A 23,596-nucleotide genomic window follows, 5' to 3' on the forward strand; every position below is an offset into this window, starting at 1 on the left:
CGTGACTGGGCTGCTGATCGTGGAAACCCGTGACGACGAACTGTCATTCGGAGGCGGTGTGGATGCGTCCGCTCTCGACGTCGAAGACGCTCAGGTGCTCCTCGCCCGCGTTTCTGTAGAAGCCGGACAGGCGCTTCCACCTGATGACGGCGAGCGCCGCAGCAAGCGCGTTGAGGTCCGCGACCTGCACGTTCGACCGGTACGTGTCGTCCAGGCCTCCTAGACCGCCGGGTATGGTGTTAAGGGCGGCCTTCCGGGTACCGTCGGTGCTGGTGGTCACCCGCAGCAGGCCGAACACGCCGTCGGCGCCCCCCTCGACCCCGATGCCGGTGTCGACAAAGGGGACGCGGGCCCTCTCCAGGCGACGGCAGATCGCGCGCTTGGGCTCGATCTCGTCGATGCAGAGGAACACGAAGTCCATGGCGTCCAGCGCGCCCAGTCTCCCACGCTCCATCCGCTCCGCACGAGGTACGATGCCGCGATGCATGCGCGAGTAGATCGCCGCCAGATGGTCGACCTTGGTACGGCGAAGCAGAAGGTCGTCGAGCGAGGCGGCACCCGGCGCGCGAAACGCGTTGTGCTGATCGAAAGTGTCGTCGTCGAAGAGGTGGATAGCGGCCACCGGCGTCTTCGCGACGAGGTCGAGAACGTACGATCCAGTGCCTCCGAGACCTACGATCGCGACCGTCTGCCCCTCCAGCCTGCGGGAGAGCAGTTCGATGCCGGCTCTGCCGGAGGCCGTATCGATGTAGTTGAAGGGCGACGCCGCGTTGTGCTCCCTCGCGATCCCGCCGCCGGACCGGGCCGTGCAGGCGGGGTCGATCAGGACGGCCTGGGCTCCCATGACGTTGACGTAGGCGGTCACGAGCTCGTGGAAGTCCCGGAAGTCACGACCGACGGTGACCTGACAGAGTACCCTCAGCCTCCGGCCGCCGAAGTTGCAATCATGACCCACTCGCATCCCGGGCAGCGGAGCGCCTGTGGCGGTGTGCGGCGCGTCGCCGTCCCACCGGACGGTATGACCGTCCGGCGAGAGGGTTCGGTCGCCCGCCATGCGCATCGGGACCCACAGCGTGCCGTATCCGATCGCTAGCTGCCGGGTGACATAGGGAATGCCGCGGACGACGAGCAGACCGTCGACGAGGGCTATGTCGTAGCCCTCGTCCCGGAGCCGATCGAGATCCGCGCTACGACGCGACGGTGCGGCTGACAACGAAGGCCTCCCCCTGCGCGATCGGCGTGCGCTGATGCGTGGTGAGCAGGCCCTCCGCGGCATGGAGAGGACCGCCCCTGTACGTCACCGTCAGAGCGTTGGCCTCGGCCGCGTGGATGTCCGGAAACGCCAGGCGAACGAGCTCGGCGTGGTCGATGCTGCCTCCTTCGATCACGTGCATTCTCCCGTTCACGCTGATCTCGCGGGCATGTTCCGTACGGCGTGCGGGTTCGAGGGGGTTGCCCCTCGACGGCACGAGGCCGCGTCCGGTATCGTTCATCTACGTTCTCCTTGCAGTGTTGACTTGTCTTCCGCGCGGCGCCTGACGCTTTAGAATCTCGGCGCGTGCACCGCGCGGAGCAGCTTGCGCGCCACTTCCTCGTGCAGGGCGCCGGCGGAGCAGCTCGACATGGCGCTCCAGACGCCGTCGGGATCGTCGAAGATCGTCGCCAGGACGTCGGCGACCTCCTCGATCTCGAGATCATGATCGGCCATCACCTCCTCCGCCATCGCGATGACGCGGAGCATCCGCACGGTTTCGTCGACCGGCACGTCAATCGGGGTCGGAACCAGCCGGGTGAAGAGGCAGGTCGGGAGGGCGTGCTCGTGCGTCGTCGCAATCATCCAGCCGATGCCACCGAGGTCCAGAACGGCGTCCATGGAGCGGCAGAGCCAGCGGCGGCCCGTCTGGGCGTCCAGCATCGCCGCCAGGCCTTCGACGACGCCCGACGGGGCGCTTTCGGCGCCGAGCACGAGCACGAGGGGGTTCGCACATCCGGACGACGCCATCGCGAAAACCGGTTCCGGCGGAACGACGAGTTCGGGACCCAGGACGCCGGAACGGAGCAGAGCGTCAGGCTGCAGGGCTTGCGCGTTCATGACGAGCAGCGGCAGCCCGGCGCTGCGGGCGATGCGGCGGGCGACGAAACGGGCCTCGTCCACCGTCGCGCCGCAGAGTGCGAGCGGCGGAAGACGGAACCAGTAGGCATCGGCCGCCCGCTGACGGCGACACGCCTCGTCGACGATGGCGGAAAGGTCAGGTGCCCAGTCCATGAGGGGGCGACCCGCGGCGCCTTCCGGCACGAGGCCGTTGCCGCCGAGCAGCCGAAGCGGGCGGTCCAGCCCGAACGTCGCCCCTTTCCCCGCGCTCTGCATGACGGTCATCGTCGGCGCATCGGGCCGACCGGGCTGTGCCGCGACGAGTTCGTTCCTCGCGAGCATCATTCGTCTCCCCGCCAGAACCGCAGGGGCCGACGGCCTCCGGCCGACAGTCCGGCGAGCTTCACCCGCTTTTCGGTCTCCTGCATCTCACGGAGCAGCCGGCGCTCGAGCGCCGGCGCTCCGTGCTCGTCCAGGAAAGCGGCGAACTCCGCGAAGCGATGCGCCTGAGGCCGCCACCAGTCACGGAACCGCTCGCGCTCCCAGCTCTGCCGGAAGAAGATTGCGAAGAAGCCGTTTTCGTGACCGGCCCTGCGCAGATCGACGCCGAATTCGCCGCCCTTCTCCACGAGATAGGAGTTGATCGAGCGCGACCTCTTCCCCGCCTTCCGCGCCTGGGCGCGGCTGCGAAGCAGCTTCCGCGCCGCCTCGCTCCGCTCGTCGGCGACCTGTGCGACCGCCATGGTCAGGAGCCGCTCGGGACCGACCAGCTCGCTCAGGCGTCCCCATAGCAGCCACCGTTCCGGTTGACTGGTCATCCAGCCGAGAATCGCCTCGGCGTGACGCCGATGCGCGTAGGTCCGGCTCCACACGGGGATTTCCTCGACGCGTGCTTCGCCGCGCTGGACGATCCGGAACAGTTCCAGCCGAGCGGAATGCGCATCGTATCTGGGCTCGTATCCAAGGGTCATGCGATCGGAGGCGTCGCTGGTCCGACCGTCGCGATCTTGAATGGCTGTGTCTAGCATGTCCGCGATGTGGTTGCTTACCCCCCAAGTCTGCCAGCAATTCAGAGGCCCACCGAAGTGACAACGCGGCCCACGACATGTTCAACGCCCTTGTCCGTCGGGGACGCCACGCCTTGGCTAACGACCCGTTCCTGGCCTGCGGATCTGGCGTGGAACGTCGAGCCTGCGATGATCAAGACCATGTTCGCGCTGCGTCCGGCGCTCAGCAGACGGGCGATCGTTCCTATCCGCCTGCCTGCGTCGGCGCTCGCGGACGAAGGTAGCCCACGTGGATGGACGGCATATAATGCGACAGGCGGATAACGCTCTGGCGCCTCGAAGGAACTGGAACTTGCATGACCGACCAACGATCGCTGACGCCTCGATACGCTGCAGAGCTCGTTATCGTCTTCGACTATCGCCGCGAGCTGCTGGCGGCTGATCTCGGGAGTCTGCTGACGGCGCTAGCGAAGGATTACGCGCGTGCATACCGAGGGCGGACGCTGGTGGTCAGCAGGATCGAGAAGGGTTCGCTTCTCATTGCGATACACGACGCCGTGTCCGCGGCGTCGCCCTTCATCAAGGATGGCGTCGAGATCGCCAGGGGCATCAAGAGCATCACGGATTTCGCCGCATCGATACGCAAGCTCGTCTCGCGGAAGAAGGACGAGACCGATGGAGTGGAGGCGCCGGCGCCGAAGACGCGCGTCGACAGAAGCGTGCAGGAGATCGTTCGGATAGCGGCGGTCTCCGGCAGCGAGGTGACCATTCGGCAGGTGGAGGCGGACGGACGGATAACGGAGATCAGCCTCGCATCTCGTGAGGCGATCGAGATACGCGAGCGGGAGACGACGCGGCGAAGCGAAGCCGCTCCCGCAGGTCGCCGGGTTGCGCCGCCGACCTTCCCGCCCCCCCTGCCCGCGAGCTTTCAGCCTCTCGCGCTAGCGGACCAGTTCGAGAAGCTAGGTCAAGCCGGATCGCCCGGACGCGAAGCCGTCGTCAGCGCCATCTCCTCCGTCGCGGCCGTGGTTCGGGACACCGGCCATGGTCAGCTTCTGGAACCGCTTGCCCTGGAACTGGAGTCGAGAGGATTGCACGATCTGGCGGCTGCGGTTCGAGCCGAGGACGGAGGAACGGAAGAGCAGACTTTCACGACGGCGTGAGGGCCGTGGGGTCAGCCGGATCGAGGGAGTGCAAGCCATGGCCTGGCAGGGAGCCCCTCACGCCACCTGATCTTCGACGACATTGAAGCCGACGCGCCTGCAGCGACGTTCACGGACGCCCCCCAGTCTATTGCGCTCGACCATCCTGAAGTCACGTCCTGGAGGCGATGGAGCGCATCTTCCGAAGTTGCTCTGTCGAGGACGTGCACCGGGATCGTGGCCGCCAGCGGTGGTTCTATATGCTCTGATCAACGACAGCACAGTTGCTGGACGATGCACTGGGTTCTGGGGCCGGACGGAACGTCCCTACGTCCTGGATCTCAGTATGCTCGCAGCCTGCGAAGCCGAAAGTCCATGGCGGCGGACGAGCCAGTCGAGCTCGTCCCCTCCCCCGCCGCACGAGAAGCAGTGATAGCGGCTGCCGCCCCGATAGACGTAGAGGTCACGCTCTCGACCCGCGTGGAAGGCGCATCGGATCCGGATCGCGTTCACGTCCGGACTGACGGCGGCGTCCGATCTCAGCGCGTCGGCGAGCAGAGCGAAGGCCAGATGACAAGAGTCGCCCGGTTCGGATGCCAGTGCATCTGCGAGCGCGTCGTACCGCCTGGCATCCTTCGGGTGCCGTCGCCTCGCCTCTGCGTCGTCTTCCGACATGATGTAGCCGCGGCCGATGCGATCGCCGCGTCCGGACAGTCCCAGGGCGGCCGCGGCCGTGAAGACCGGCTCGCCACCATCCGCCGCGCCATGCAGTGCCATCGGGAACACGTAGGGTTGCGAGACCAGGCTGCTGCCGCGCGGAAGAAGACCCATCTCGATCCCGATGCGATCGAGATGGGATCTGCCCGGAGCGAGCGCCTGCAGCCGGGCGCCCTCGTCGACGACGCAGACGCCGCGGAAGGTGCCGTCGCGCATGGGGAGCTCCAGATAGCTCTCGAGGTCCGTGGTCAGGTACGGCATGGAACCTCTTCGGTCAGTCGGTCGGAGGATTCCGTCCCGGGGCACGGCACGCCGCGCGCCTGGGACGGGGTGGTCTGGATCGGAACGGCGCGAGGCGATGCCTCCCGACCTGTCCTTCGCCTCATCGTCGGCCCACGGCGCCTCGGCGAAGACCGATGCAGTCGCGGCGAAATGTGACGTAGCTGAAGGGCTTCAGCGGCAGATCGGGCTTCTCGTAGAACCGGTGTGCGCCATCGTTCACGGTCCGAAGGTCAGCGATGGCCTTCCGGTAGCCCTCCCTCATGCCGGTTCCGGACGCGTTCGTCCGGATCGCATGGTGTAGCCTCAGGCCGCGCACGACGCGGTTCGGACCCACGTCGCGCCTGCGCGGCGGGGGGCAGCGTCGACCGTCGCGACCGCGGCGACTCCGCTCGGTGCGCCAGCGCTTGACCGTGGACGGACTGGCTGGCTCCCCAAACCGGGCTCGGTGACCGCAGGACCAGTGCGCGTGAAGTGCGATGGATATGGCCTTGATGCCGTTCGGGACGTTCAGAGCGTCTAGGAGATTGCAGTGCGCCGCGATACGGTCGGCCTGCGCGGACCGAGCTTCATCGACGCCGAGGCGCAGGGGCCGAAACGTCATTTTTAGTACTTCGCCGTCGGTCGCGACATCCTCCGGGGATGAAAGCGAACCGTGCAGCTCGAAATCTACCTCCAGCAACCTGCGGAGCCGTTCTAAGACTAGTTCGATCGGCATCGTCTCGTCGTCACAGACGATCCTCAGGTCTACCTGCTTCTTCCGTTGAGCCACTTACGCCTCCTATACTGCCCAGACGCTTCGATTTGCTCGACGACATAGTTTCGGCGATGGCCGGCTCAACCGATCCTGCCAGATAAACGTTTACGCACTCGCTTGCTCGCAATGGCTAGATATGGCGCGCTATTCATTCTTCGCCCGCAACCGGATTATCTCGACCACACGCAGCGGCATCGACTAGACGGTTCTGAGGTTCGCCGAGGTCGGTGCGCAGGCGTCGGATACGCCGGCCAGGGCGCGGCCCAGGTAGGAGAACGCAGGCATCGGCCGGCTTCGCCCAATATCTTTGCGTGTTTCAGGTCGAGCGGGCTGACGCCGACCCAACCCGGGCGCCGGCTCGCCGACCGACCGGGGCGTCCGGCTTCCACTGCTGACCCGAGGGGTGCGCATGAACGAGGCGGGTCCCGTCGCATCGGCGGCGGCCTCGCGCGCGGTCAGGTCCCCGCATGGTTCACCGCGAACCGCGAACCGCCTGCTCACTGGCCTCGGCCGGACGCCTGGCCGCATCGACCAGCAGCCTCCGTAGACTGGCGGAGAGCCGGGCGCGCATATCAGGATCGGCGACGAGGGCCCGGCGTGGGCCGGGAAAGGCGAGCCGTAGGCGTCCGCGGACGATGTCCTCGGCGTCCTCCAGGCCGAGCGGACTTCCGCCCTTCGGAATGCGGGCGCGACGCTCCGCCGGCGGCCGACCGGCTAAGTCCGGCTTCAGCAGGAGGCCTGCGGGACGGTCCCCGAGGATGCGGGTGGCCTCGCGCCAGCGGCGGCTTCGCGGAGGAAGGACTTCGAGCTTCGTGCCCATCCCTGCGCTCTCGAGCGCGACGGCCAGCCGACCCCAGTCCCCGCCGACCTCGCCCATGAGCAGAGCGGACCATGGTGCGGCGGCAGCCTGAAGGTCGAAGCTCGTCAGCGCGTCGAGCAGCGCGGAGGCGGCGGCCGCCGGCGACGGCGTCTCTGTGGTCAGTGCCATTCCGAGAACGACAGGGCCATCGCGGACGTCGAGGACCAGTGCGGCGACGGGTGCCACGCTGCCCCCCTCGCAGGCGACAGGGACGTCGACCCCGCAGAACGTCAGCACCAGGGAGCGGTCCTGCACCTGCAACGGCGGTCGGGCGCGCTGCCTTCCCGTGGCCACCGCATCCGTTTCCCCGGAAACGGTCCGATCGACGCCGCCGTCGCTTGTCGGCTGTCCGGTTCGGGCGCGCGTCCTGCTCTGCGACGCGGACGGCTTCTCCCGCCTCGCCGGCTTCGGCGACGAACTCCGTTCGCCAGGCGACGTCGCCGCAGCCTTCAGACGCCCCGACCCCAGGAGCGCTTCCGGTCGACCCGTAGCTCTCCAAATCTTGGCGAGAAGGAAGAAGGTGGAACGTGCGATCTGCAGCTGCTCCATCGCCTCTGCGCTTGCGATCTCTCCCCTGATGTACCGATCGAGTATGTCGATCCGACGGTTCGTCTCCGCCAGTCGGTGAGGCGCGACACGAGTGATGTCGCGAGTAGTTTTGTTCATGTTTTGTTCCTTGGTTTGGCTGGTTTTGCTGGGCACGCCCGTTGCGCTTGACCCCGGATGTCGGCGGGGCGGCGTCGACCGTCGGTCTTCCGGAAATGCTCCGTCGCCTGTTCACGGGGCGCTGGCGGCGTCCCGCGCGAGCTGCGCGAGCTGCGCGAGGTAGCATGTGGCTATGGGATAAGCCCGGAAACCCTGCAGGGCCTCGATTTGCCCTCCATGGGCCTCACTGCTGCTGGGCGGCCTTGCCTCCAGTCGCGAGGCAGGTGCGTCAGGCGATGATCTTCTCGCCCTTTCCGGGCCGGGGGACGGTGATCGCCGCCTGGAGAGCCGCCTTCATCGGGGATCGGTGTCCCGGTAGTCTCTTGCTGACCGCTCCGGCGTCTCTGAGGCGTTTCAGCACCGGTCGGTTGTGCTCATCCACTGACAGCTGGACCAGATCGCTGGCGGTGGCCAAGTCGGTCACGCTGCGGCCGAGGGTTCGAACGGCGGCGGCCGTGGCCTTTCCCGTCGACGTCGACTGAGGTATGATCTTCACGCGCCCAAGCGACGGGCCGATCGTCTCCATCGTCAGGCGTGCGAAGCGCCGGGCACCGTGGCGGACTGCGCGGTTAGGTCCCAGATTCGAGACGAGAAGATATGCGAGCGCCTCGTCGCTCCGGGACGAGGCAAGTCCGATGACGGCCCTGACGTCGGTCGCCTCGGCCGCGACGGGCTCGAGCTTCTCCGCGGAGATCAGGCGGATCGCCTGCTGAACGGAGCTGAGCTGAGCCTCGACGCTCTCGTTCAGGAAGGTGGGTTCCGCCGCAAGGATCAAACCACTCCACTCCTCGATGACGAGGGCCAGCCCGAGCAGCTGGGGCTCGGATCCTTCCTCGCGACGCGCGACCAGCGAGACGGCGCTTATGTCGATGAGGATGCGCCGGCCGTAGTTATCGATCAGCCTCCGAGGCTCGTTCCGAACGTCCTGACGGATCTCACGAGCGATATTCTCCAGCGACGCGACCGATATGCGCTCCTTCATCTTGGACCGGACGTGCTCGACGATGGCTCCGACCGTCATGTCCGCGATGTCGCGGTCGGCAGCGAGCTTCGTCGCCAGCCTACGGGCCCGCTTCTGCGCCGGCCCGAAACCCGGACCGCGCACCCGACGGCCGGCGACGCCGGCCAGTTCCCGAAGATCCGGCTTCTCGGACCAGCTCTTCTTCAGTCGGAAGAAGTTCGAACGTCCCATCCCCGACATCGCGGCGGCGCCGGATGGTGCAAGTCCCTCCTTGAAGGCCACAAGTGCCCGGAGACGGCGCAGTAGCAGCTGGTTCTGCTCCGCGGTTAGGACCCGAAGAAAGCGCCGTTGTTCGCCGGAGGCGATGAAGCCCAGCCGCTCGAACAGCTGCTCATGCCCGCCGGGAAGGTCCGCATCCAGGCGATCGAGCCCCTGACCGGCGGCATTCTCCTCGTCCAACGTATGCGCATCCAGGGCCATGAGCCCCGGAATACATTCGCCAGCCAGGAGAGCGCAAGAACGGCCTCGACGGCTTTCCAACATGGCGTCGCACAGGACGTGAGTCCATTATTTTATGGTCCTGTGTTGACGGCCTGATGATCATACTTATCTTGGGCTCAGTCCACGGTCTAATCATCCTAAGGGTGACGGTGGATTCATCATCATCCTGACCTCAGGTCAGGAGCAGAAAGGGGACTGAAGCATGGATGCGAACGTCGAATATCCGGACGCACTCTCGTCGTCGAACACCGGCCAGTACGAAGCAGCGATGGCTTCCATCATTCGCGAGTGCGGCCTCCTCGTCGACGATAGCGAGCTCCTCTACACTATGCATCGCATCGGCACCCACGAGCCGTTCCTGCTGTTTGGCCAATGGCTGATGGCGACTGCGCAGCGCCCCGACGGAACGTACATCGCGATCTCGGTCGATCGGTCGGGGGACCGGGTCGACCTCAGGAGGTGGGAGCTCCCGGTTGAATTCATCTACGCGGTGCTCTGCGAAGACGGATTCCAGTTCCCGTGGCGTCCCGGTGCGCCGCCGTCGAATGGCCATGTCCCCGCGATGCTCAGGCCGATGGCTGCCTGACGCCGCTCCACGGACGGGCTTCCTTCATCTTCAGAAAGGAATTTTCAATGATCACCCTCACCCATCGCCTCTTCAAGCGCATCGTCTCGAGAACGAAGCGGATCATTCGCGAGGAGATCGACGGCGACTTCACGCAGCACGTTGTCGAAAGGGGCGTCGTGGCCGGCTTCGAGTTCGACAACTTCCACGAGATGATGTGCTCGGTTCCCTGCGACGCGCGCTGGAACGGCGACGCCTGCGCGAAGCTCTTCCACGAGGCCGGCTATCTTTCGCAGGAGGACGCCGAACAGGTCGTTGCCTGGCTCGACGAGGATCTCGGCTTCCTGCTGAAGGAAGACGTGGACCGCTCGCCGGTCTGGGACGACGGCGGGCAGGCGGAAGCCGCCTGACCGAAGCCCCGCGGGCGCAGGATCCCGCCATGTCCGCGGCGTGACGTGAACCCGCGACCGGATCCGCACATCCGCGATTCATCGACCCGTCCGGAACCGGCGGACCTGCCGCAGCCGCGTGGATGCGCTCGGCTTCATCGTCGAGGACCGGCCCCGGGAGTCCGGCCGGCCTCCAGCTAGGATAATAGGATGGCAACCGTGCTCGACCAGGTGGACGACGAGTTCACCGACATCTTCAGGCATACCGAGGTGCGACGCATCGTGTTCGACGCACGAGGCAATCAGCTCCGGCAGGCGCTCAGCGGTACCAGGACCCACGAGACCTGGAGCTTTCCGTCCAAGCGCTGGCGTAGGGCGCTGACGGGCGAGACGGCCCTCGAGCTCGTGATCGCGAAGCGTTTCGAGGCGGAGGCCGGAGTTCTGGACTTCAACCCTCAGCCCTGCCGCATCGAGGGCGAGGTTCGCGGCACGCCGACCATGGCGCTACCCGACTTCGCGGCCGTCGAGATCGGCTGCGTGCCCGTCCTGGGCGAGGCGAAACGCGACTGGCGGCAGTTCGATAAGACGGCCGCGCTTCGCCAGAAGGCGCTGACGATGAAGGGCGCGGAGCGGCTCGGCTGGGACTATCGGCAGGTCACGGCGGACTCGGTCGGGACGCTCGCCTACCGCGAGAACCTGGACGAGGTGACGGCCCATCGCTTCGCACACGTTCCCATCCGACAGGAGCAGGCGGCTGTCGCATCGCTTGCGCGCCATGGATCGATGACCGTGGCGGATCTCGCCGACGAAATTGGGGAGACCGCCTCTCGGGGCCAAGCGCTGATCTGCGCGCTGATGGTGCGCCGTCTGGCCGACATCGACCTGCGCGTTCCACTCGGTAGTCGGAGCGTCGTCAGGAAGCCCCCCCGGATGCCGTTCGCATTCCCCCGCATTCGGCTTTGAACCCACGCGCCGTACTCCGGCGCCCTCCCTTCTTCCTCATTCCACATTTTGCCGCACGGCGCCGAGCGACGCCGACCGCGGACTCACGCCTCGCGTCTGGAGCACGACCACATGGACTTCATCGATCCCGCCTTTCTTCTCGCCGACGCTTGCCGACGCTCGCCGGGACACCCCAAAGCACCGATCGAGCGTCAGCTTCGCCGGATGGCATCGCCGAGCAGTCCGCTGGTCGCTACGGGCGGCGGAGCGGACCGGCTCCATACGCCCCCCGCGGCCGATGACGGGAGCGACATAGCCTCGCCGGACCAGTGTCGTCAGGCTCTGGCGAAATGCCTCGACGGGTATCACCGGGAGCCCCCCCGTCCGCCGCGTGAGCGACTGTCACTACGTTGGCCGACGGGCTCGAAGACCCTCTGACATCGAGCCCTCTTTGAAGGCTCACTGACCACACGAACCAGGTCGTCTCGGACGACAATTGCCGTCCGGCGCCGCGCGACGCCGTACCGCGGATCCATTCCTCGCGCCCGGAGCACATCGAATGGACATTCATAGACAGCAGCCCCCGCTCAACATCGTCGGCCTCACCCCCGGCGCCATCGTCTCCGTCGACGGCAAGAAGCTCGTCTTCCGCGGAGAGCTCGGCGACGGCGACCTCAACGTTCAGGACTACGAGACGGGCGAGCTCTACCGGCCGCTCGACGCCTCGACCGGCACGCGGCAGATCGCCACCGTTCACTGGCTGCAGGACGCGCTCGCAAAAGGCGCGTTCCGCGTGCTGGTGCTCGCCGACGGAAGCAGACCGGATCCGGAGCGCGCGCCCGTTTCCGAGATGGATCGCGACGAGCTGCTCAAGTACGATCGGCAGGCAGAGGCACGGCAGACGCTGCTTCTCGACCTCGCCGCAATGGGCATGGACCGCAGCGATCCGAGGCTCGCCGAGGCGGTGGACAGGATCTGGACCGAGCGGCTCCTGTCCTTCGGCAAGTGCCCCGCGACGTCGACCGTACGCGAGTGGATGAGCTGGACCGACCCGAACCTCCCGGTGCTTTCCCAGCTCGTCTCGAACAGCGGAAGGGTACCGCGCGCGAGACGGCTCGATCCCCTCGTGATCGAGATCATCGATCGGTGGAAGGACTGGTACTGGGATCTGCGCGGCCGTCAGATCAAGGACATCGAAGCCGCCGGCAGCCGGGACCTCGTAAAGATCAACGCCGAGAGGCGCTCGCAGGGACTGCCTCCGCTGAAGCAGCCGTCGCGCGAAGCGTATCGACGTGCGGTAAGAGCGTCGGAAAGTCCCGAGAACTTCGAGCGAAAGTATGGAAAGGTCGCGGCGAAGCGCTACTGGCGTCCCTCCCGCGAGGGGCAGCGGGCCAAGCATGCGCTCGAGCTGGTGCTGATGGACGACACCGTTCTCGACGCGGTCGCCTGCATCGCGACCGTAAATGGCCGCCGGTATCCGGCGGGGCGCCCATATATTTGCGTGGCGATCGATGTCGCGACAAGATGCGTGCTCGGATTCGTCCTCAGCTTCAAGCCGCCGACGACGCATACCGCGGCGGAATGTCTGAAGCGGGTGGGCCTCGAAAAGACCGGTGTCTCCGCCGACTGGAAGCGCAGGTATCCCGTCCTGACGACGATGGCCGGAAAGCCGGTGGCGATCGGAAGCGACAACGGCTCGAACTACATATCTCCGAGTTTCCAGGAGGCCGCCGCCGAAGCGGGCATCACCATCCGCTACGCTCCGATCGGCGAGCCGAAGTGGAAGGCGATCATCGAGCGATTTTTCAGGAGTTTGAACACGTGGCTCCTGCAAAAATTGCCCGGGCATACTCTCGAACCGAAGACGCTCCGCGAACTTGACTATGATCCCTCAATAAAGGCGGTCCTCCTAAGAGAGGAACTCGAACAGCTCATCTCCGAGTTTCTGAACGTCTATCACGTGTCGCTTCATTCCACGCTGAACGAGCAGCCCGCGGCCGCCTGGCTGCGGTCTATCGAGACCCGCCCGCGCGCCATCCTCGACCAGGATGCGCTGAATAGGATGCTGCTCATCACGGTGCCGGGCCGGCGGCTCACGATCAACGGCGTGCGTTGGAAGAGCAGGACCTACCGGGTCGGCGACGTCGAGCGTCTGCTTCGCGCGAACGTTCCGAACAGCGCCATGGGCGACAGGATCAAGCCGAACGCCGCCTGCACGATGAAGATCAAGACCGACCCGAACAACGTTGGACACATCTTCGTCGAGGACCTCGAGACGCGGACCTACGTCGAGCTGCGGGCAACGGACTGCCAGTATTCCTGGGGCCTCAGCCTGGATCAGCACGAACAGGCGATTGTCTGGGCCAAGAAGCACAACCTGGCCTTCAACACCGAGGAGGAGCGACTGGCCGTACTGGACAATCTCAACACGTTCATCGAGGAGATGATTCCCTCCCTGCCCGCACGGGAACGTCGAGCGATCGCCCGCTTCACGGATCCCGTGGAGGAACGCGGGATCGATGACGACGTCGAAATCGTCCATGCGAACGCGTCGCATGACGGCCTCGGAGAGATCATCGAGCACGATCCGGCCGGGCCGGAGCGGCTGGATTACGACGTGGTGCAGGACCGTCCTTCGACTGGCAAGGTCGCGGACGGCGGCAGCCACGATTCCGATCCCCGCGAGGATCCGGACATTCCTGCAGTCGATCCCATTACAGGGCTCTTCCTGTCTCCCGACGACGAGGACGAACGCTTCGAGGAGGACTATTCGTGAGCGCGCGGCGACGGCGCGCCATCGTCCATCCGACGTTCTCCGCAGAGCAGCTGCGCCCCTCGACCGGCCTGCCGGTCGAGAACAACAGTCGGGAACGATCGATCGCAGCGGCGGAGGCCGTCGCGTCCTCCAAGGCGATCTATCTTCAGCATCCCGCTCATCGCGCCATGTTCGCGGCGTTCGACTACATTCGCGCCGTCGACAGGCTTTGCTCGGGACCCAAGTCCGCGATGCGCGTGATCGGAGCGAGCTCTTCCGGCAAGTCGACGGGGTTCGATCAGTACATCGAGATCGACCGCAGGCGCTCGGAACCACCGTCAGGCCATCTGCCGATCTTCCGCGTCAAGCTCGATCGGGCCTGCACGACCAAGCGGCTCGTGACCTCCATGCTCGACTGCTACGGCGACGAGTACTCAGACTCCAGCGTCGAGAGCACGCTGCGCAAGCGCCTGTACCGCTGCGTCGAGGTCTTCAGGACGGAACTCGTCTTCGTCGACGAGGTACAGCATCTCGGCTTCCGCTCATCGGAGCGGTCAGATCCCACGGATACGCTGAAGCGGATGCTCGACGATGGAGTCGTGTCGTTGGTTTTCGGCGGAGACGAGAGTGCCCTGCCCCTCATGAATCGCAACATACAGCTCGCAAACCGGATGATCGCTCCGGGCGACATCAACGCCTTGCGGATCGAGGTGCCGGAGGACCGCATGACATTCCGCACCTTCGTATCTAAGCTCGACGCGGAGCTGGTCGCTCGCGGGATCATGCAGAAACCGTCCGACCTGGCGGACGAGACGACGCTGCGATGCCTGTTCGTGGTATCCAGCGGATACCTTGGACGCGTCGTCAATCTCGTCAGGCAGGCCATCGCGATCGCAGTGCGCCGCTCCGCACCGCGCATCGAGCCGCACGACCTGTGGCTTGCGACCGATCGATGGGCGATCCAGCAAAAGATCGTCTCCTACAATCCTTTCAGCCAGGGGACGATCGATGACTGACCACGCTCGATGGACGAGGCCCGAGCGCGGCTCGGGACGCGTGCTGTTCCCACCCGCGGCCGATCCGCTGGAGTACCTGATGGGGCTCGTGCTCAAGGCGGCATCCGACAACATTCACATGAACGTCGGCGCCATCCTCGCGGCCGCCGGCTATCCTCACGCGAGATCGTTCGACCTGGCCCTTAGCCGCCTCGATTCGCTCGATCGACTGGCCGAGGTGCTGGGCATCGATCACGCCATGCTGAAGGGGCTGGCCTTCACGACCGTCCACTCCACGAAGGCGCTGACGACGGTGTCCTTCCTCGGCGGCAAGGCGTCATCGTTCGACATCGTCACGCGACGGCGGCGCCTGTCGGGCGAGACCTTGCTGCGTCAGCCTTTCCATAGAGCGGTCTGGACGCACGGTCTGCTTCCCTACTGCCCATCGTCGCTCGAACTGCTGGTCGATCGGTGTCCCGGATGTGGTGATCCACTGGACTGGTACCGGGCAACCCTTGCAGGTGAGCCGGAACGGCGCCCTGTCGACGTCAATGCCATTTTCCGGTGCGCCGAGCCTGATTGTGGCCTCGACCTGCGCAGGCTTCCCTCGCCGAAGCTGCCCGAATCCGTCGCCAAGTCGTATCGCAGGATGGCGGCGCTTGCCGCACCCGCGGACCGGCACGACGACCGATGGGACCTTCATCCCACACTTCGCGCGCTCCCCGCCGGCGCATGCTTCGAACTGGGCTGGTGCCTGGCAAGGGCATTTGCCGAGGATGCGGTACCCCGCGCGCGCTGCAAGCAGCTGCCTGCTGAAACGATAGCGCAGACCCTTCAACTGGCTGAAGGTCTTCTCTCTGGCTGGCCCGACCGCCTGCTGGAATTGCTTGCCGCCGACGCGCGTGCCGTGACTGTCGAGCAGATGACCCGCCGCCTGCGGTCGTGCAGGGCGCTGGCCGGATCGAAAGCGACCTGGCCGGGGCTCGCGGACCTCTTCAGAAGTACCTATCCCGAACTGATGAGGCGCGACCGCGAAGCCCTCAGGTTGCTGAACCCGGCCGTGGTGACCCGGACGGAAGCGGTCGAGATCGCCGGGATGCACACGGCCACATTCGCCAAGGCGGCCATGTCGAGCGGACTGGATGCACGGTCCTCGTCGGGCACAAGGCGAGTGTTCCAGGATTTCGACATCGGCGAGATCGAGCGACTACGCGATGCGAAGGACGGCAGCACTCCCATCGACGCGGTCGTGGAGCGCCTTGGTATCAGCTATCACGGCGTTGAGCAGCTCGTCGTCTTGGGACTGCTCGAGGTAGAAGGTCATGCCGCGCTCCCCTCCGTCTATCGGCTTTCGAGAATCACCCTGCAGTCGCTGGATGACCTGATCGCCGGGCTCCTCGCCGCTTCTAGTCTCGAGGACATCGAAGGACAGGTGCCTCTTCGCATCGCGGTTAAGTCCATCAGGGGGGAGAAGCCCTGGGGCGCGATAGCCGGAGCTCTCCTGAACGGCGCCTTGCCATTCAGGCTGCACGTGGACGTTCGACGGATCTTCCGCGGCATCGTGGTGGCGCCTGCAAGCGTCGATCTGCTCAGATCTTTTTCTTTCGAACGAGCCAATCACCCTGATTTCCGCTTCGAGCGGGACATGAGCAGGCGGGACGTGGAGGAGGCTCTGAACTTGGTCCCCGGCACTTTGAAGGCAGCTCTCGACCAGGAGCTCGGCCCTGACCGAAGCCGTGGCCGCATCCCTGTCGCAGACGTGGAAGCCATTGCGAGTCGCATGATCTCCGCAGCGGAGATCAGCGCACGCACCTGGCCGGGCACGCGACGCCTGCCGCGCGCCGTGACGCGATCAAGGCATCGAAGGCTCGGCGCAGCCGGGTGGCTTCGGAGCGATGTCGAACCTCTCCTCGGCACAGGACGCTGAGAGATAAAATCACGAGGAAATCTAGCATGTTCGATAACATCAAAGTCTACGCTGCCCGGCAACAATTCCACGGAACGATCTACCAGGTTTCTCATATAGAACGTTTAGCTCGAGGACTACATCATATACTACTTGAAGATCTTGGCCGTCAATTAAACATGAGGTATTGCATAGCAACTGTCGTGAAGGCATGCGCAATCTCCAAATACACGACGGGCGGCAGCGTAATCTATCTTGGCAGGCCTTGGTGTACGGCGGAAGCGTTGAAATACCTTGCGGGTATGGGGCATGTCTTCTCTCCTCGAGATGCACGCCGAGCTCTAACCCTGCTGGAGGACGCCTTCATAATCGACCGGCGGCGGCTGGAATGGCGCCGTAACAATGCCGACGGGCGGCCTCGTGCCCGCCGACCGCTCCCGTCTCTTCGCCGAGCTGACGGGCGGAAACGTTCCAAGGATCGTCTCCCGCAATCCAACCCGTTCGTGATGGGAGTCGGAAAATACCCGCTGGGCGACCAGCGTTCGAGCTAGCAAGGTCTACGCTGATGCTCGGATAGTAGCAAAATACATTACGCCGCACACAGGCCGACCTGAAATAGGTCGGCCTTTTTTTACTTTTTGAGAGGCTTCTAGTTTCTAAGCGTTTTACGCTTTCATCCTTGCGTCTGTAAGCGTGCCCCGCTTAGCGTGTATCAGGGTGGCCCCCTGTAGAGATATTGGCCCGTTAGCGTGCGGGATTAATGATCGATACTTGGGCTAACCGCCATGCGGCATGGCGTTCGCCCGACCGCGCGACATCGACAAGCGTCGACACCGCTGCGATAGGTGCAATATGAACCCTTCTGCCGACGTACCCGCTCCCCTGCGCCGTATCGCGATTGACCGGGGGGGCACGTTCACCGACGTCGTGGCGGAGCGCGCGGACGGGAGCATCGCGGTCGCCAAGCTGCTGTCGGTCGATCCCGGCCGGTACGACGATGCCGCGGTCGAGGCGGTGCGCCGGCTCAGCGGTGTCGGTGATGGGGCGCTGCCGGTCATCGAGGTGCGGATCGGCACCACCGTCGCGACGAATGCGCTGCTCGAACGCCGGGGCGAACCGACCGTGCTGGCGATCACGCGCGGCTTCGGCGACGCGCTGACGATCGGCTATCAGGACCGTCCCGACATCTTTGCGCGCGCGATCCGCAAACCGCCGCCGCTGCCGGACCGCGTGATCGAGATCGACGAGCGTATCCACGTCGACGGGCAGACGATCACGCCGCTCGATCCGGACACGGCAGAGGCGGCACTGCGCGCGGCCTTCGACGATGGGCTGCGCAGTATCGCCATCGTCCTCATGCATGGCTGGCGGCATGTCGCGCATGAGGAGGCGCTTGCGGCGATCGCCACGCGCATCGGCTTCACCCAGGTGTCGGTCAGCCACCGCCTGTCACCGCTCGTCCGGCTGATCGCACGTGGCGATACCACCACGGCGGATGCCTATCTGTCGCCGATCCTGCGCCGCTATGTCGATGGCCTGACGACCGCGCTCGGCGGCGCGCCGCTGTTCATGCAATCGTCCGGTGGGCTGGCGGAAGCGCATGCCGTCAGCGGCAAGGACGCGCTGCTGTCCGGCCCCGCCGGCGGTATCGTCGGCATGGCCGCTGCGGCAGGAGCGGCAGGGGTCGCCCGCGTCATCGGGTTCGATATGGGTGGCACCTCGACCGACGTGTCGCTGTGGGCGGGCAGCTTCGAACGGCGGCAGGAAGCAGTGATCGGCGGCATCCGCGTGTCGGCGCCGATGCTGCGGATCGACACGGTCGCGGCGGGGGGCGGATCGATCTGCCGCTTCGATGGCGGCCGCTTCCTCGTCGGGCCGGAGTCCGCCGGTGCCGATCCCGGCCCCGCCTCCTATCGACGCGGCGGCCCGCTGACCGTCACCGATTGCAACCTGATCCTCGGCAAGATCGTGCCCGCGCATTTTCCGGCGGTGTTCGGGCCGGATCGCGATGCACCGCTCGATCGGGCTGCCGCGCAGGCGCAACTCGATACGCTGCTCGACGCGGTGGAGGCGGCGACCGGTGCGCGTCCCGATCCGCACGCGGCTGCGCAGGGCCTGGTCGATATCGCCGTCGCCAGCATGGCGAACGCGATCAAGGCGGTGTCTGTGGCACGGGGCCACGATCCGTCCACCTATGCGTTGATGAGCTTCGGCGGCGCCGGCGGGCAGCATGCCTGCCTCGTCGCCGATGCGCTCGGCATGACCGAAGTGCTCGTCCATCCCCTTGCCGGCGTGCTCTCGGCGTGGGGGATCGCGCTCGCCGACCGGCGGGTGATGCGACAGCGGACGATCGGCCTGCCGCTGTCGGACGATGGTTGGCGCAGTGTCCTCGTCGAACTGGCCGCCGACGCGGTAGCGCAGCTCGGCAAGGATGCGGTCGTCGAGGCGGTCGCCACCTTGCGTTTCGCGCGCACCGATCAGGGGATCGACGTTCCGGTCGGCGATACCACCACGATGGCCGCAGACTTCGCGACCGCACATCGCGACCGCTTCGGCTTCGACGGCGACGATGCACTGGTCGTCGAGCGGCTGCAGGTCGAGGCGGTGCTGGCGACCGCACGACCGGCTGCGATCGGCGTAGGCGGCGGCACCGGCCCGGTCGAACACGTCGATGTGACGATGGCGGGTGACCGGCACCGCGCGCCGCTGCATCGCCGCGACACGCTGGGTGCGGGTGCCCGTATCGACGGGCCGGCACTGATCGTCGACGACACCTCGACCATCGCGGTGGAATCCGGCTGGACGGCATCGGTCCTGGTCGACGGCACGCTTCGCATCGTCCGGACCGCGCCGCGCGGCATCGCCCAAAGCGGCGCCGGCGATGCATCCGTCGACCCCGTTCGGCTCGCGATCTTCGCGGGGTTGTTCATGGGATTGGCGGAGGAGATGGGCTCCGCGCTCCAGCGCAGTGCGGCATCGGTCAACATCCGCGAGCGGCTCGACTTCTCCTGCGCGATATTCGACGCCGCCGGTCATCTGGTCGCCAACGCGCCGCACATCCCGGTGCATCTCGGCTCGATGGGCGATTGCGTCCGCCATCTCATCGCCAGTCGTGCCGCCGATGGACGCGGCATGCGACCGGGTGACGCCTATGCGGTCAACGATCCGTACCGCGGCGGCACCCACCTGCCCGACATCACCGTCGTCCAGCCGATCTTCGCCGGGCAGGACACCGCCCCCGCCTTTTTCGTCGCGGCACGCGGCCATCACGCCGACGTCGGCGGCACCAGCCCCGGATCGATGCCCGCCGACAGCCGCAGCATCCACGAAGAAGGCATCGTCTTCGACGACGTGCTGGTCGTCGCAGAAGGGCGGCTGCGCGATGCCGAGTTGCGCGCGCTGTTCGCCGGCGGCGCGCACCCGGCGCGCAACATCGACCAGAACATGGCCGACCTCGCCGCCCAGCTTGCCGCCTGCGCGCGCGGTGCGGCCGGCCTCGGCCGCCTCGTCACCGAACAGGGGCTGGCGGTGGTCGCGGCGTACATGGAGCATGTGCAGGCGCATGCCGAAATGCTCGCGCGCCGTGTCGTCCGCGACCTCGCCGACGGCAGCTTCGCCTACGCGACCGACGATGGCGCGTTCGTCCGCGTCGCCGTGCGGATCGATCGCGATGCGGGTGCGATCACGGTCGACTTCACCGGCACCAGCGAACAGCGTCCGGGCAACACCAACGCGCCGCTGGCGGTGACGCGCGCGGCCGTCCTCTACGTCCTGCGTACCCTGGTCTCCACCGACACCCCGCTCAACGACGGGTTCCTGCGCCCGGTCACCTTGATCGTGCCGGAGGGATCGATGCTCAATCCGCGCTTCCCCGCCGCCGTAGTCGCGGGCAACGTCGAGACGAGCCAGGTCGTCACGGATGCGCTGATGGGAGCGCTTGGAGCGATGGCGGCGAGCCAGGGCACGATGAACAACTTCACCTTCGGCGACGAAACGCGCCAATATTATGAAACGATCGCCGGCGGTGCCGGTGCCGGACCGGGGTTCGCCGGCGCGCACGCGGTACAGACGCACATGACCAACAGCCGCCTGACCGATCCCGAGGTGCTGGAAACCCGTTTCCCCGTTGTGCTAGAATCCTTCGCGATCCGCCGCGGTTCCGGCGGCGCAGGCGCATGGCCCGGCGGCGACGGTGCGACGAGGCGGCTGCGCTTCTGTCAGCCGATGCGCGCAAACATCCTGTCGAATCACCGCCGCATTCCTCCCTTCGGCATGGCGGGCGGTGACGAAGGTGCGGTCGGCGCGAACCGGATCGAGCGCGCCGATGGCCGCATCGAACCGCTGGCCGCCGTCGCCTCGGCGGACATGATGCCGGGCGACGTCTTCGTCATCGAAACGCCCGGCGGCGGCGGTTACGGGAGCGCGGGCTGATGCTGGTCCTTTCGGGTGTCGTCGTGATCGCGCTCGGCTTCCTGCTGCGCTTCAATCCGCTGCTTGTGATCGCCGCCGCTGCCCTTGTCACCGGCCTTGCCGCCGGGCTCGATCCGATGGCCGTGCTGGCCCGGTTCGGACACGCCTTCAACGAAACCCGCTACGTCACCGCCATCTACATGGTGCTGCCGGTGATCGGCCTGCTCGAACGCGCCGGCTTGCAGGCGCGGGCACGAGCCCTCGTCGCCGGGCTGCGCGGCCTTACCGCAGGTCGGCTGCTCGCCGGTTACCTGCTGTTCCGCCAGCTGTCCGCCGCGCTCGGACTCACCGCCATCGCCGGCCACGCGCAGACCGTACGGCCATTGGTCGCGCCGATGGCAGAGGCCGCGGCAGACCGTCAGGGCGGCGCCGACCCGGAACGGATCCGCGCGATCGCCGCCGCGACCGACAATATCGGCCTGTTCTTCGGCGAGGATATCTTCATCGCCATTGGATCGATCCTGCTGATGAAGGGCGTGCTCGACGGCTATGGCTATCATGTCGAACCGTTCCACCTCTCGATCTGGGCGATCCCCGCCGCCATCGCCGCATTCCTGATTCATGGCGCGCGCCTGTGGCTGCTCGACCGCAGGCTGGCGCGGCAGGCCCGATGATCGGTCTGAACCTCGTCTATCTGGTCGCAGGCGCGTTCTTCGCGGCCTGCGCCTTGCTGGGGCTGATCGACCGGCGCTGGGCCAACGCGCTGTTTCATGCGCTGCTCGCCACCTCGTTCTTCGCCGGCGACCGGATCGGCGATATCGGCAACGGCGTGCTCGTCCTCGCGCTGATCGCGACCGCCACGTCGGGGCGTATGCGGCGGGGCGAGCCGGTCGAACATCGTGCGCCGCATGGCCCGCTGCTCGTCCTCGCGCTCGCCATCCCCGCATTGACGCTCGTGGGAACCCTGCTGTTCAAGCAGGTGCCGACATGGATCGATCCCAGACAGGCGACGATGGTGGCGCTCGTCTGCGCCGTCCTCGTCGCGTTCGCCCTGTGCCACATCATCTTGCGGCCACCACCGCTCGCCGGCGTGCGGGCGGGACGGCGGTTGCTGGACGAAATCGGCTGGGCCGCGCTGATGCCGCAATTGCTCGCCAGCCTCGGCGCGGTCTTCGCGGTCGCGGGCGTCGGCAACGTGGTCGGCGGGCTGATCGGGCTGGCGATACCGGGGGGCAGCGTGTTCGGTGCCGTGGTCGCTTACGGCCTGGGCATGGCGTTGTTCACGATCATCATGGGCAACGCCTTCGCGGCGTTTCCGGTGATGGCGGCGGCGGTCGGCATCCCCTTGCTCGTCCACCGGTTCGGCGGCGATCCCGCGCCGGTCGCCGCGATCGGCATGCTCGCGGGCTTTTGCGGCACCTTGCTCACCCCGATGGCGGCGAACTTCAACATCGTGCCCGCCGCGCTCCTCGACCTGCGCGACCGCTATGGCGTGATCCGTGCGCAGGTCGCGACCGCGCTGCCGCTCCTGCTGTTCAATATTCTGCTGCTATGGTGGGTGATACGATGACGACACCGGACACCGGCCCGACCATCGGCCTCGACGCCGCGATGGCCAGCCGCTTCGCGCGGATCACGCTGGCGCATATCGGCCTGCAATATCCCTACAAGCTCGACCTCGTCCTTACCGGCCCGCAGGATGCCGTGCCGCCCGCAACGCTGCACCCGATCTTCCACGGCAGCTTCGACTGGCACAGCTGCGTCCACGGCTGGTGGCAGCTGCTGACGCTGCGGCGCCTGTTCCCCGACCTGCCGGAGGCCGCGGCGATCGTCGAACGCGCCGATGCGATGCTGACGCCCGCACTGGTCGCCGGTGAACTCGCCTATCTCGACCGCCCGATGAGCGGCGGGTTCGAACGCCCCTATGGCTGGGCATGGCTGCTCGCGCTGCATGCCGAGGCCGAGCGGCACGACGCACCATGGGCGGCGGCGCTGGCGCCGCTCGCCGCCGCCTTCGCCGCGCGTTTCTCCGCCTATCTGCCGAAACTCACCTACCCGATCCGGGTCGGCACTCACTTCAACACGGCCTTCGCACTGGTGCTCGCCCGCGACTGGGCGACCGGGCGGGACACGCCCCTTGCGGCGCTGATCGATGCGCGGGCGCGTGACTGGTTCGGCGACGATCGGGGCTGTCAGGCGTGGGAGCCATCGGGCGATGACTTCCTCTCCCCTGCCCTGACGGAGGCGCTGCTGATGAGCCGCGTCCTGCCGCCTGCCGAATTTGCCGCGTGGTTTGCGGCATTCCTCCCCGATCTCGCATCGGGCCAGCCAAAAACGCTGTTTCGCCCGGCGCACGTGTCCGACCGAACCGATGGCAAGATCGCCCACCTCGACGGCCTTAATCTCAGCCGCGCATGGTGCTGGCGCGCGATCGCGGATGCGCATTCCGGCACGGTTCCGCTCGAAGCCGTTGCGAACGACCATCTCCAGACAAGCCTGCCCCACCTCGACGAAGACTATATGGGCGCTCACTGGCTGCCGACCTTCGCCCTGCTCGCATTGATCCGCTGAGCCGCATCGGTTAAAACGTACCTGCCGGTACAGAAAGCTGTTG

19 protein-coding genes are annotated in these 23,596 nt (G+C 66.4%); 11 read left to right on the plus strand and 8 right to left on the minus strand.

What is annotated here, in order from left to right:
• Positions 1-43 precede the first annotated feature (43 nt).
• The 4 genes from NF699_08140 to NF699_08155 are packed head-to-tail and all read right to left on the minus strand — an operon-like array spanning position 44 to position 3,063.
• On the minus strand, positions 44-1,213 hold the full coding sequence (locus NF699_08140) for a ThiF family adenylyltransferase (protein USU06614.1): 1,170 nt from the start codon (positions 1,211-1,213) through the stop codon (positions 44-46).
• Complete coding sequence (locus NF699_08145; protein USU06615.1) at positions 1,188-1,493, minus strand: hypothetical protein; 306 nt, start codon at positions 1,491-1,493, stop codon at positions 1,188-1,190. The genes NF699_08140 and NF699_08145 overlap by 26 nt, the downstream gene beginning before the upstream one ends.
• Positions 1,494-1,543: 50 nt before the next feature.
• Complete coding sequence (locus tag NF699_08150; GenBank protein ID USU06616.1) at positions 1,544-2,377, minus strand: hypothetical protein; 834 nt, start codon at positions 2,375-2,377, stop codon at positions 1,544-1,546.
• A 56-nt stretch (positions 2,378-2,433) separates the two neighbouring features.
• Positions 2,434-3,063: a hypothetical protein gene (locus tag NF699_08155; GenBank protein USU06617.1), complete on the minus strand. Its 630-nt coding sequence runs from the start codon at positions 3,061-3,063 to the stop codon at positions 2,434-2,436.
• 392 nt (positions 3,064-3,455) lie between these two features.
• Here NF699_08155 and NF699_08160 point away from each other — a divergent pair, with 392 nt between their 5' ends.
• Positions 3,456-4,262: a hypothetical protein gene (locus NF699_08160; protein USU06618.1), complete on the plus strand. Its 807-nt coding sequence runs from the start codon at positions 3,456-3,458 to the stop codon at positions 4,260-4,262.
• 306 nt (positions 4,263-4,568) lie between these two features.
• Here NF699_08160 and NF699_08165 read toward each other — a convergent pair whose 3' ends face one another.
• The 4 genes from NF699_08165 to NF699_08180 form a co-directional block, all read right to left on the minus strand.
• Positions 4,569-5,219, minus strand: coding sequence for a CHC2 zinc finger domain-containing protein (locus NF699_08165; protein USU06619.1), 651 nt, complete (start codon positions 5,217-5,219; stop codon positions 4,569-4,571).
• A gap of 121 nt (positions 5,220-5,340) precedes the next feature.
• Positions 5,341-6,009, minus strand: a complete 669-nt coding sequence (locus tag NF699_08170) for a hypothetical protein (GenBank protein ID USU06620.1) — start codon at positions 6,007-6,009, stop codon at positions 5,341-5,343.
• 457 nt (positions 6,010-6,466) lie between these two features.
• Positions 6,467-7,519 (minus strand): hypothetical protein, encoded by a 1,053-nt coding sequence (locus tag NF699_08175; GenBank protein USU06621.1) that lies wholly within the window; start codon positions 7,517-7,519, stop codon positions 6,467-6,469.
• Positions 7,520-7,787: 268 nt separating this feature from the next.
• Positions 7,788-8,999 (minus strand): hypothetical protein, encoded by a 1,212-nt coding sequence (locus NF699_08180; GenBank protein USU06622.1) that lies wholly within the window; start codon positions 8,997-8,999, stop codon positions 7,788-7,790.
• A 223-nt stretch (positions 9,000-9,222) separates the two neighbouring features.
• Between NF699_08180 and NF699_08185 the strand changes: the two genes are divergently transcribed.
• The 10 genes from NF699_08185 (at position 9,223) to NF699_08230 (ending at position 23,553) form a co-directional block, all read left to right on the plus strand.
• Positions 9,223-9,606 carry a hypothetical protein gene (locus NF699_08185; GenBank protein USU06623.1) on the plus strand — a complete coding sequence of 128 codons (384 nt, stop codon included), beginning with the start codon at positions 9,223-9,225 and terminating at the stop codon, positions 9,604-9,606.
• Between the two features lie 47 nt (positions 9,607-9,653).
• On the plus strand, positions 9,654-9,995 hold the full coding sequence (locus NF699_08190) for a hypothetical protein (GenBank protein USU06624.1): 342 nt from the start codon (positions 9,654-9,656) through the stop codon (positions 9,993-9,995).
• 189 nt (positions 9,996-10,184) lie between these two features.
• The gene (locus NF699_08195) at positions 10,185-10,937 is read left to right on the plus strand and encodes a hypothetical protein (protein USU06625.1); all 753 of its coding nucleotides are present in this window, start codon (positions 10,185-10,187) and stop codon (positions 10,935-10,937) included.
• 538 nt (positions 10,938-11,475) lie between these two features.
• Complete coding sequence (locus NF699_08200) at positions 11,476-13,692, plus strand: transposase family protein (GenBank protein ID USU06626.1); 2,217 nt, start codon at positions 11,476-11,478, stop codon at positions 13,690-13,692.
• Positions 13,693-13,859: 167 nt separating this feature from the next.
• The gene (locus NF699_08205) at positions 13,860-14,687 is read left to right on the plus strand and encodes a TniB family NTP-binding protein (GenBank protein ID USU06627.1); all 828 of its coding nucleotides are present in this window, start codon (positions 13,860-13,862) and stop codon (positions 14,685-14,687) included.
• Positions 14,680-16,593: a hypothetical protein gene (locus tag NF699_08210; protein USU06628.1), complete on the plus strand. Its 1,914-nt coding sequence runs from the start codon at positions 14,680-14,682 to the stop codon at positions 16,591-16,593. Before NF699_08205 ends, NF699_08210 begins: the two co-directional genes overlap by 8 nt.
• An 831-nt stretch (positions 16,594-17,424) precedes the next feature.
• Complete coding sequence (locus NF699_08215; GenBank protein USU06629.1) at positions 17,425-21,003, plus strand: hydantoinase B/oxoprolinase family protein; 3,579 nt, start codon at positions 17,425-17,427, stop codon at positions 21,001-21,003.
• Positions 21,003-21,656 (plus strand): DUF969 domain-containing protein, encoded by a 654-nt coding sequence (locus tag NF699_08220; protein USU06630.1) that lies wholly within the window; start codon positions 21,003-21,005, stop codon positions 21,654-21,656. Before NF699_08215 ends, NF699_08220 begins: the two co-directional genes overlap by 1 nt.
• Positions 21,653-22,552, plus strand: a complete 900-nt coding sequence (locus tag NF699_08225) for a DUF979 domain-containing protein (protein ID USU07033.1) — start codon at positions 21,653-21,655, stop codon at positions 22,550-22,552. The genes NF699_08220 and NF699_08225 overlap by 4 nt, the downstream gene beginning before the upstream one ends.
• On the plus strand, positions 22,549-23,553 hold the full coding sequence (locus NF699_08230; protein USU06631.1) for a DUF2891 domain-containing protein: 1,005 nt from the start codon (positions 22,549-22,551) through the stop codon (positions 23,551-23,553). Before NF699_08225 ends, NF699_08230 begins: the two co-directional genes overlap by 4 nt.
• Positions 23,554-23,596 lie beyond the last annotated feature (43 nt).

The organism is Sphingomonadaceae bacterium OTU29LAMAA1 (assembly GCA_024072375.1).
GTDB lineage: Bacteria > Pseudomonadota > Alphaproteobacteria > Sphingomonadales > Sphingomonadaceae > Sphingomonas.

Coding starts and splice junctions, on each gene's coding strand:
- NF699_08200 (USU06626.1), top strand. CDS start 11,476: ATGGACATTCATAGACAGCAGCCCCCGCTCAACATCGTCGGCCTCACC.
- NF699_08195 (USU06625.1), top strand. CDS start 10,185: ATGGCAACCGTGCTCGACCAGGTGGACGACGAGTTCACCGACATCTTC.
- NF699_08150 (USU06616.1), bottom strand. CDS start 2,377: ATGACCGTCATGCAGAGCGCGGGGAAAGGGGCGACGTTCGGGCTGGAC.
- NF699_08160 (USU06618.1), top strand. CDS start 3,456: ATGACCGACCAACGATCGCTGACGCCTCGATACGCTGCAGAGCTCGTT.
- NF699_08190 (USU06624.1), top strand. CDS start 9,654: ATGATCACCCTCACCCATCGCCTCTTCAAGCGCATCGTCTCGAGAACG.
- NF699_08175 (USU06621.1), bottom strand. CDS start 7,519: ATGAACAAAACTACTCGCGACATCACTCGTGTCGCGCCTCACCGACTG.
- NF699_08205 (USU06627.1), top strand. CDS start 13,860: ATGTTCGCGGCGTTCGACTACATTCGCGCCGTCGACAGGCTTTGCTCG.
- NF699_08145 (USU06615.1), bottom strand. CDS start 1,493: ATGAACGATACCGGACGCGGCCTCGTGCCGTCGAGGGGCAACCCCCTC.
- NF699_08230 (USU06631.1), top strand. CDS start 22,549: ATGACGACACCGGACACCGGCCCGACCATCGGCCTCGACGCCGCGATG.
- NF699_08215 (USU06629.1), top strand. CDS start 17,425: ATGAACCCTTCTGCCGACGTACCCGCTCCCCTGCGCCGTATCGCGATT.
- NF699_08180 (USU06622.1), bottom strand. CDS start 8,999: ATGGCCCTGGATGCGCATACGTTGGACGAGGAGAATGCCGCCGGTCAG.
- NF699_08185 (USU06623.1), top strand. CDS start 9,223: ATGGATGCGAACGTCGAATATCCGGACGCACTCTCGTCGTCGAACACC.
- NF699_08210 (USU06628.1), top strand. CDS start 14,680: ATGACTGACCACGCTCGATGGACGAGGCCCGAGCGCGGCTCGGGACGC.
- NF699_08155 (USU06617.1), bottom strand. CDS start 3,063: ATGACCCTTGGATACGAGCCCAGATACGATGCGCATTCCGCTCGGCTG.
- NF699_08220 (USU06630.1), top strand. CDS start 21,003: ATGCTGGTCCTTTCGGGTGTCGTCGTGATCGCGCTCGGCTTCCTGCTG.
- NF699_08165 (USU06619.1), bottom strand. CDS start 5,219: ATGCCGTACCTGACCACGGACCTCGAGAGCTATCTGGAGCTCCCCATG.
- NF699_08225 (USU07033.1), top strand. CDS start 21,653: ATGATCGGTCTGAACCTCGTCTATCTGGTCGCAGGCGCGTTCTTCGCG.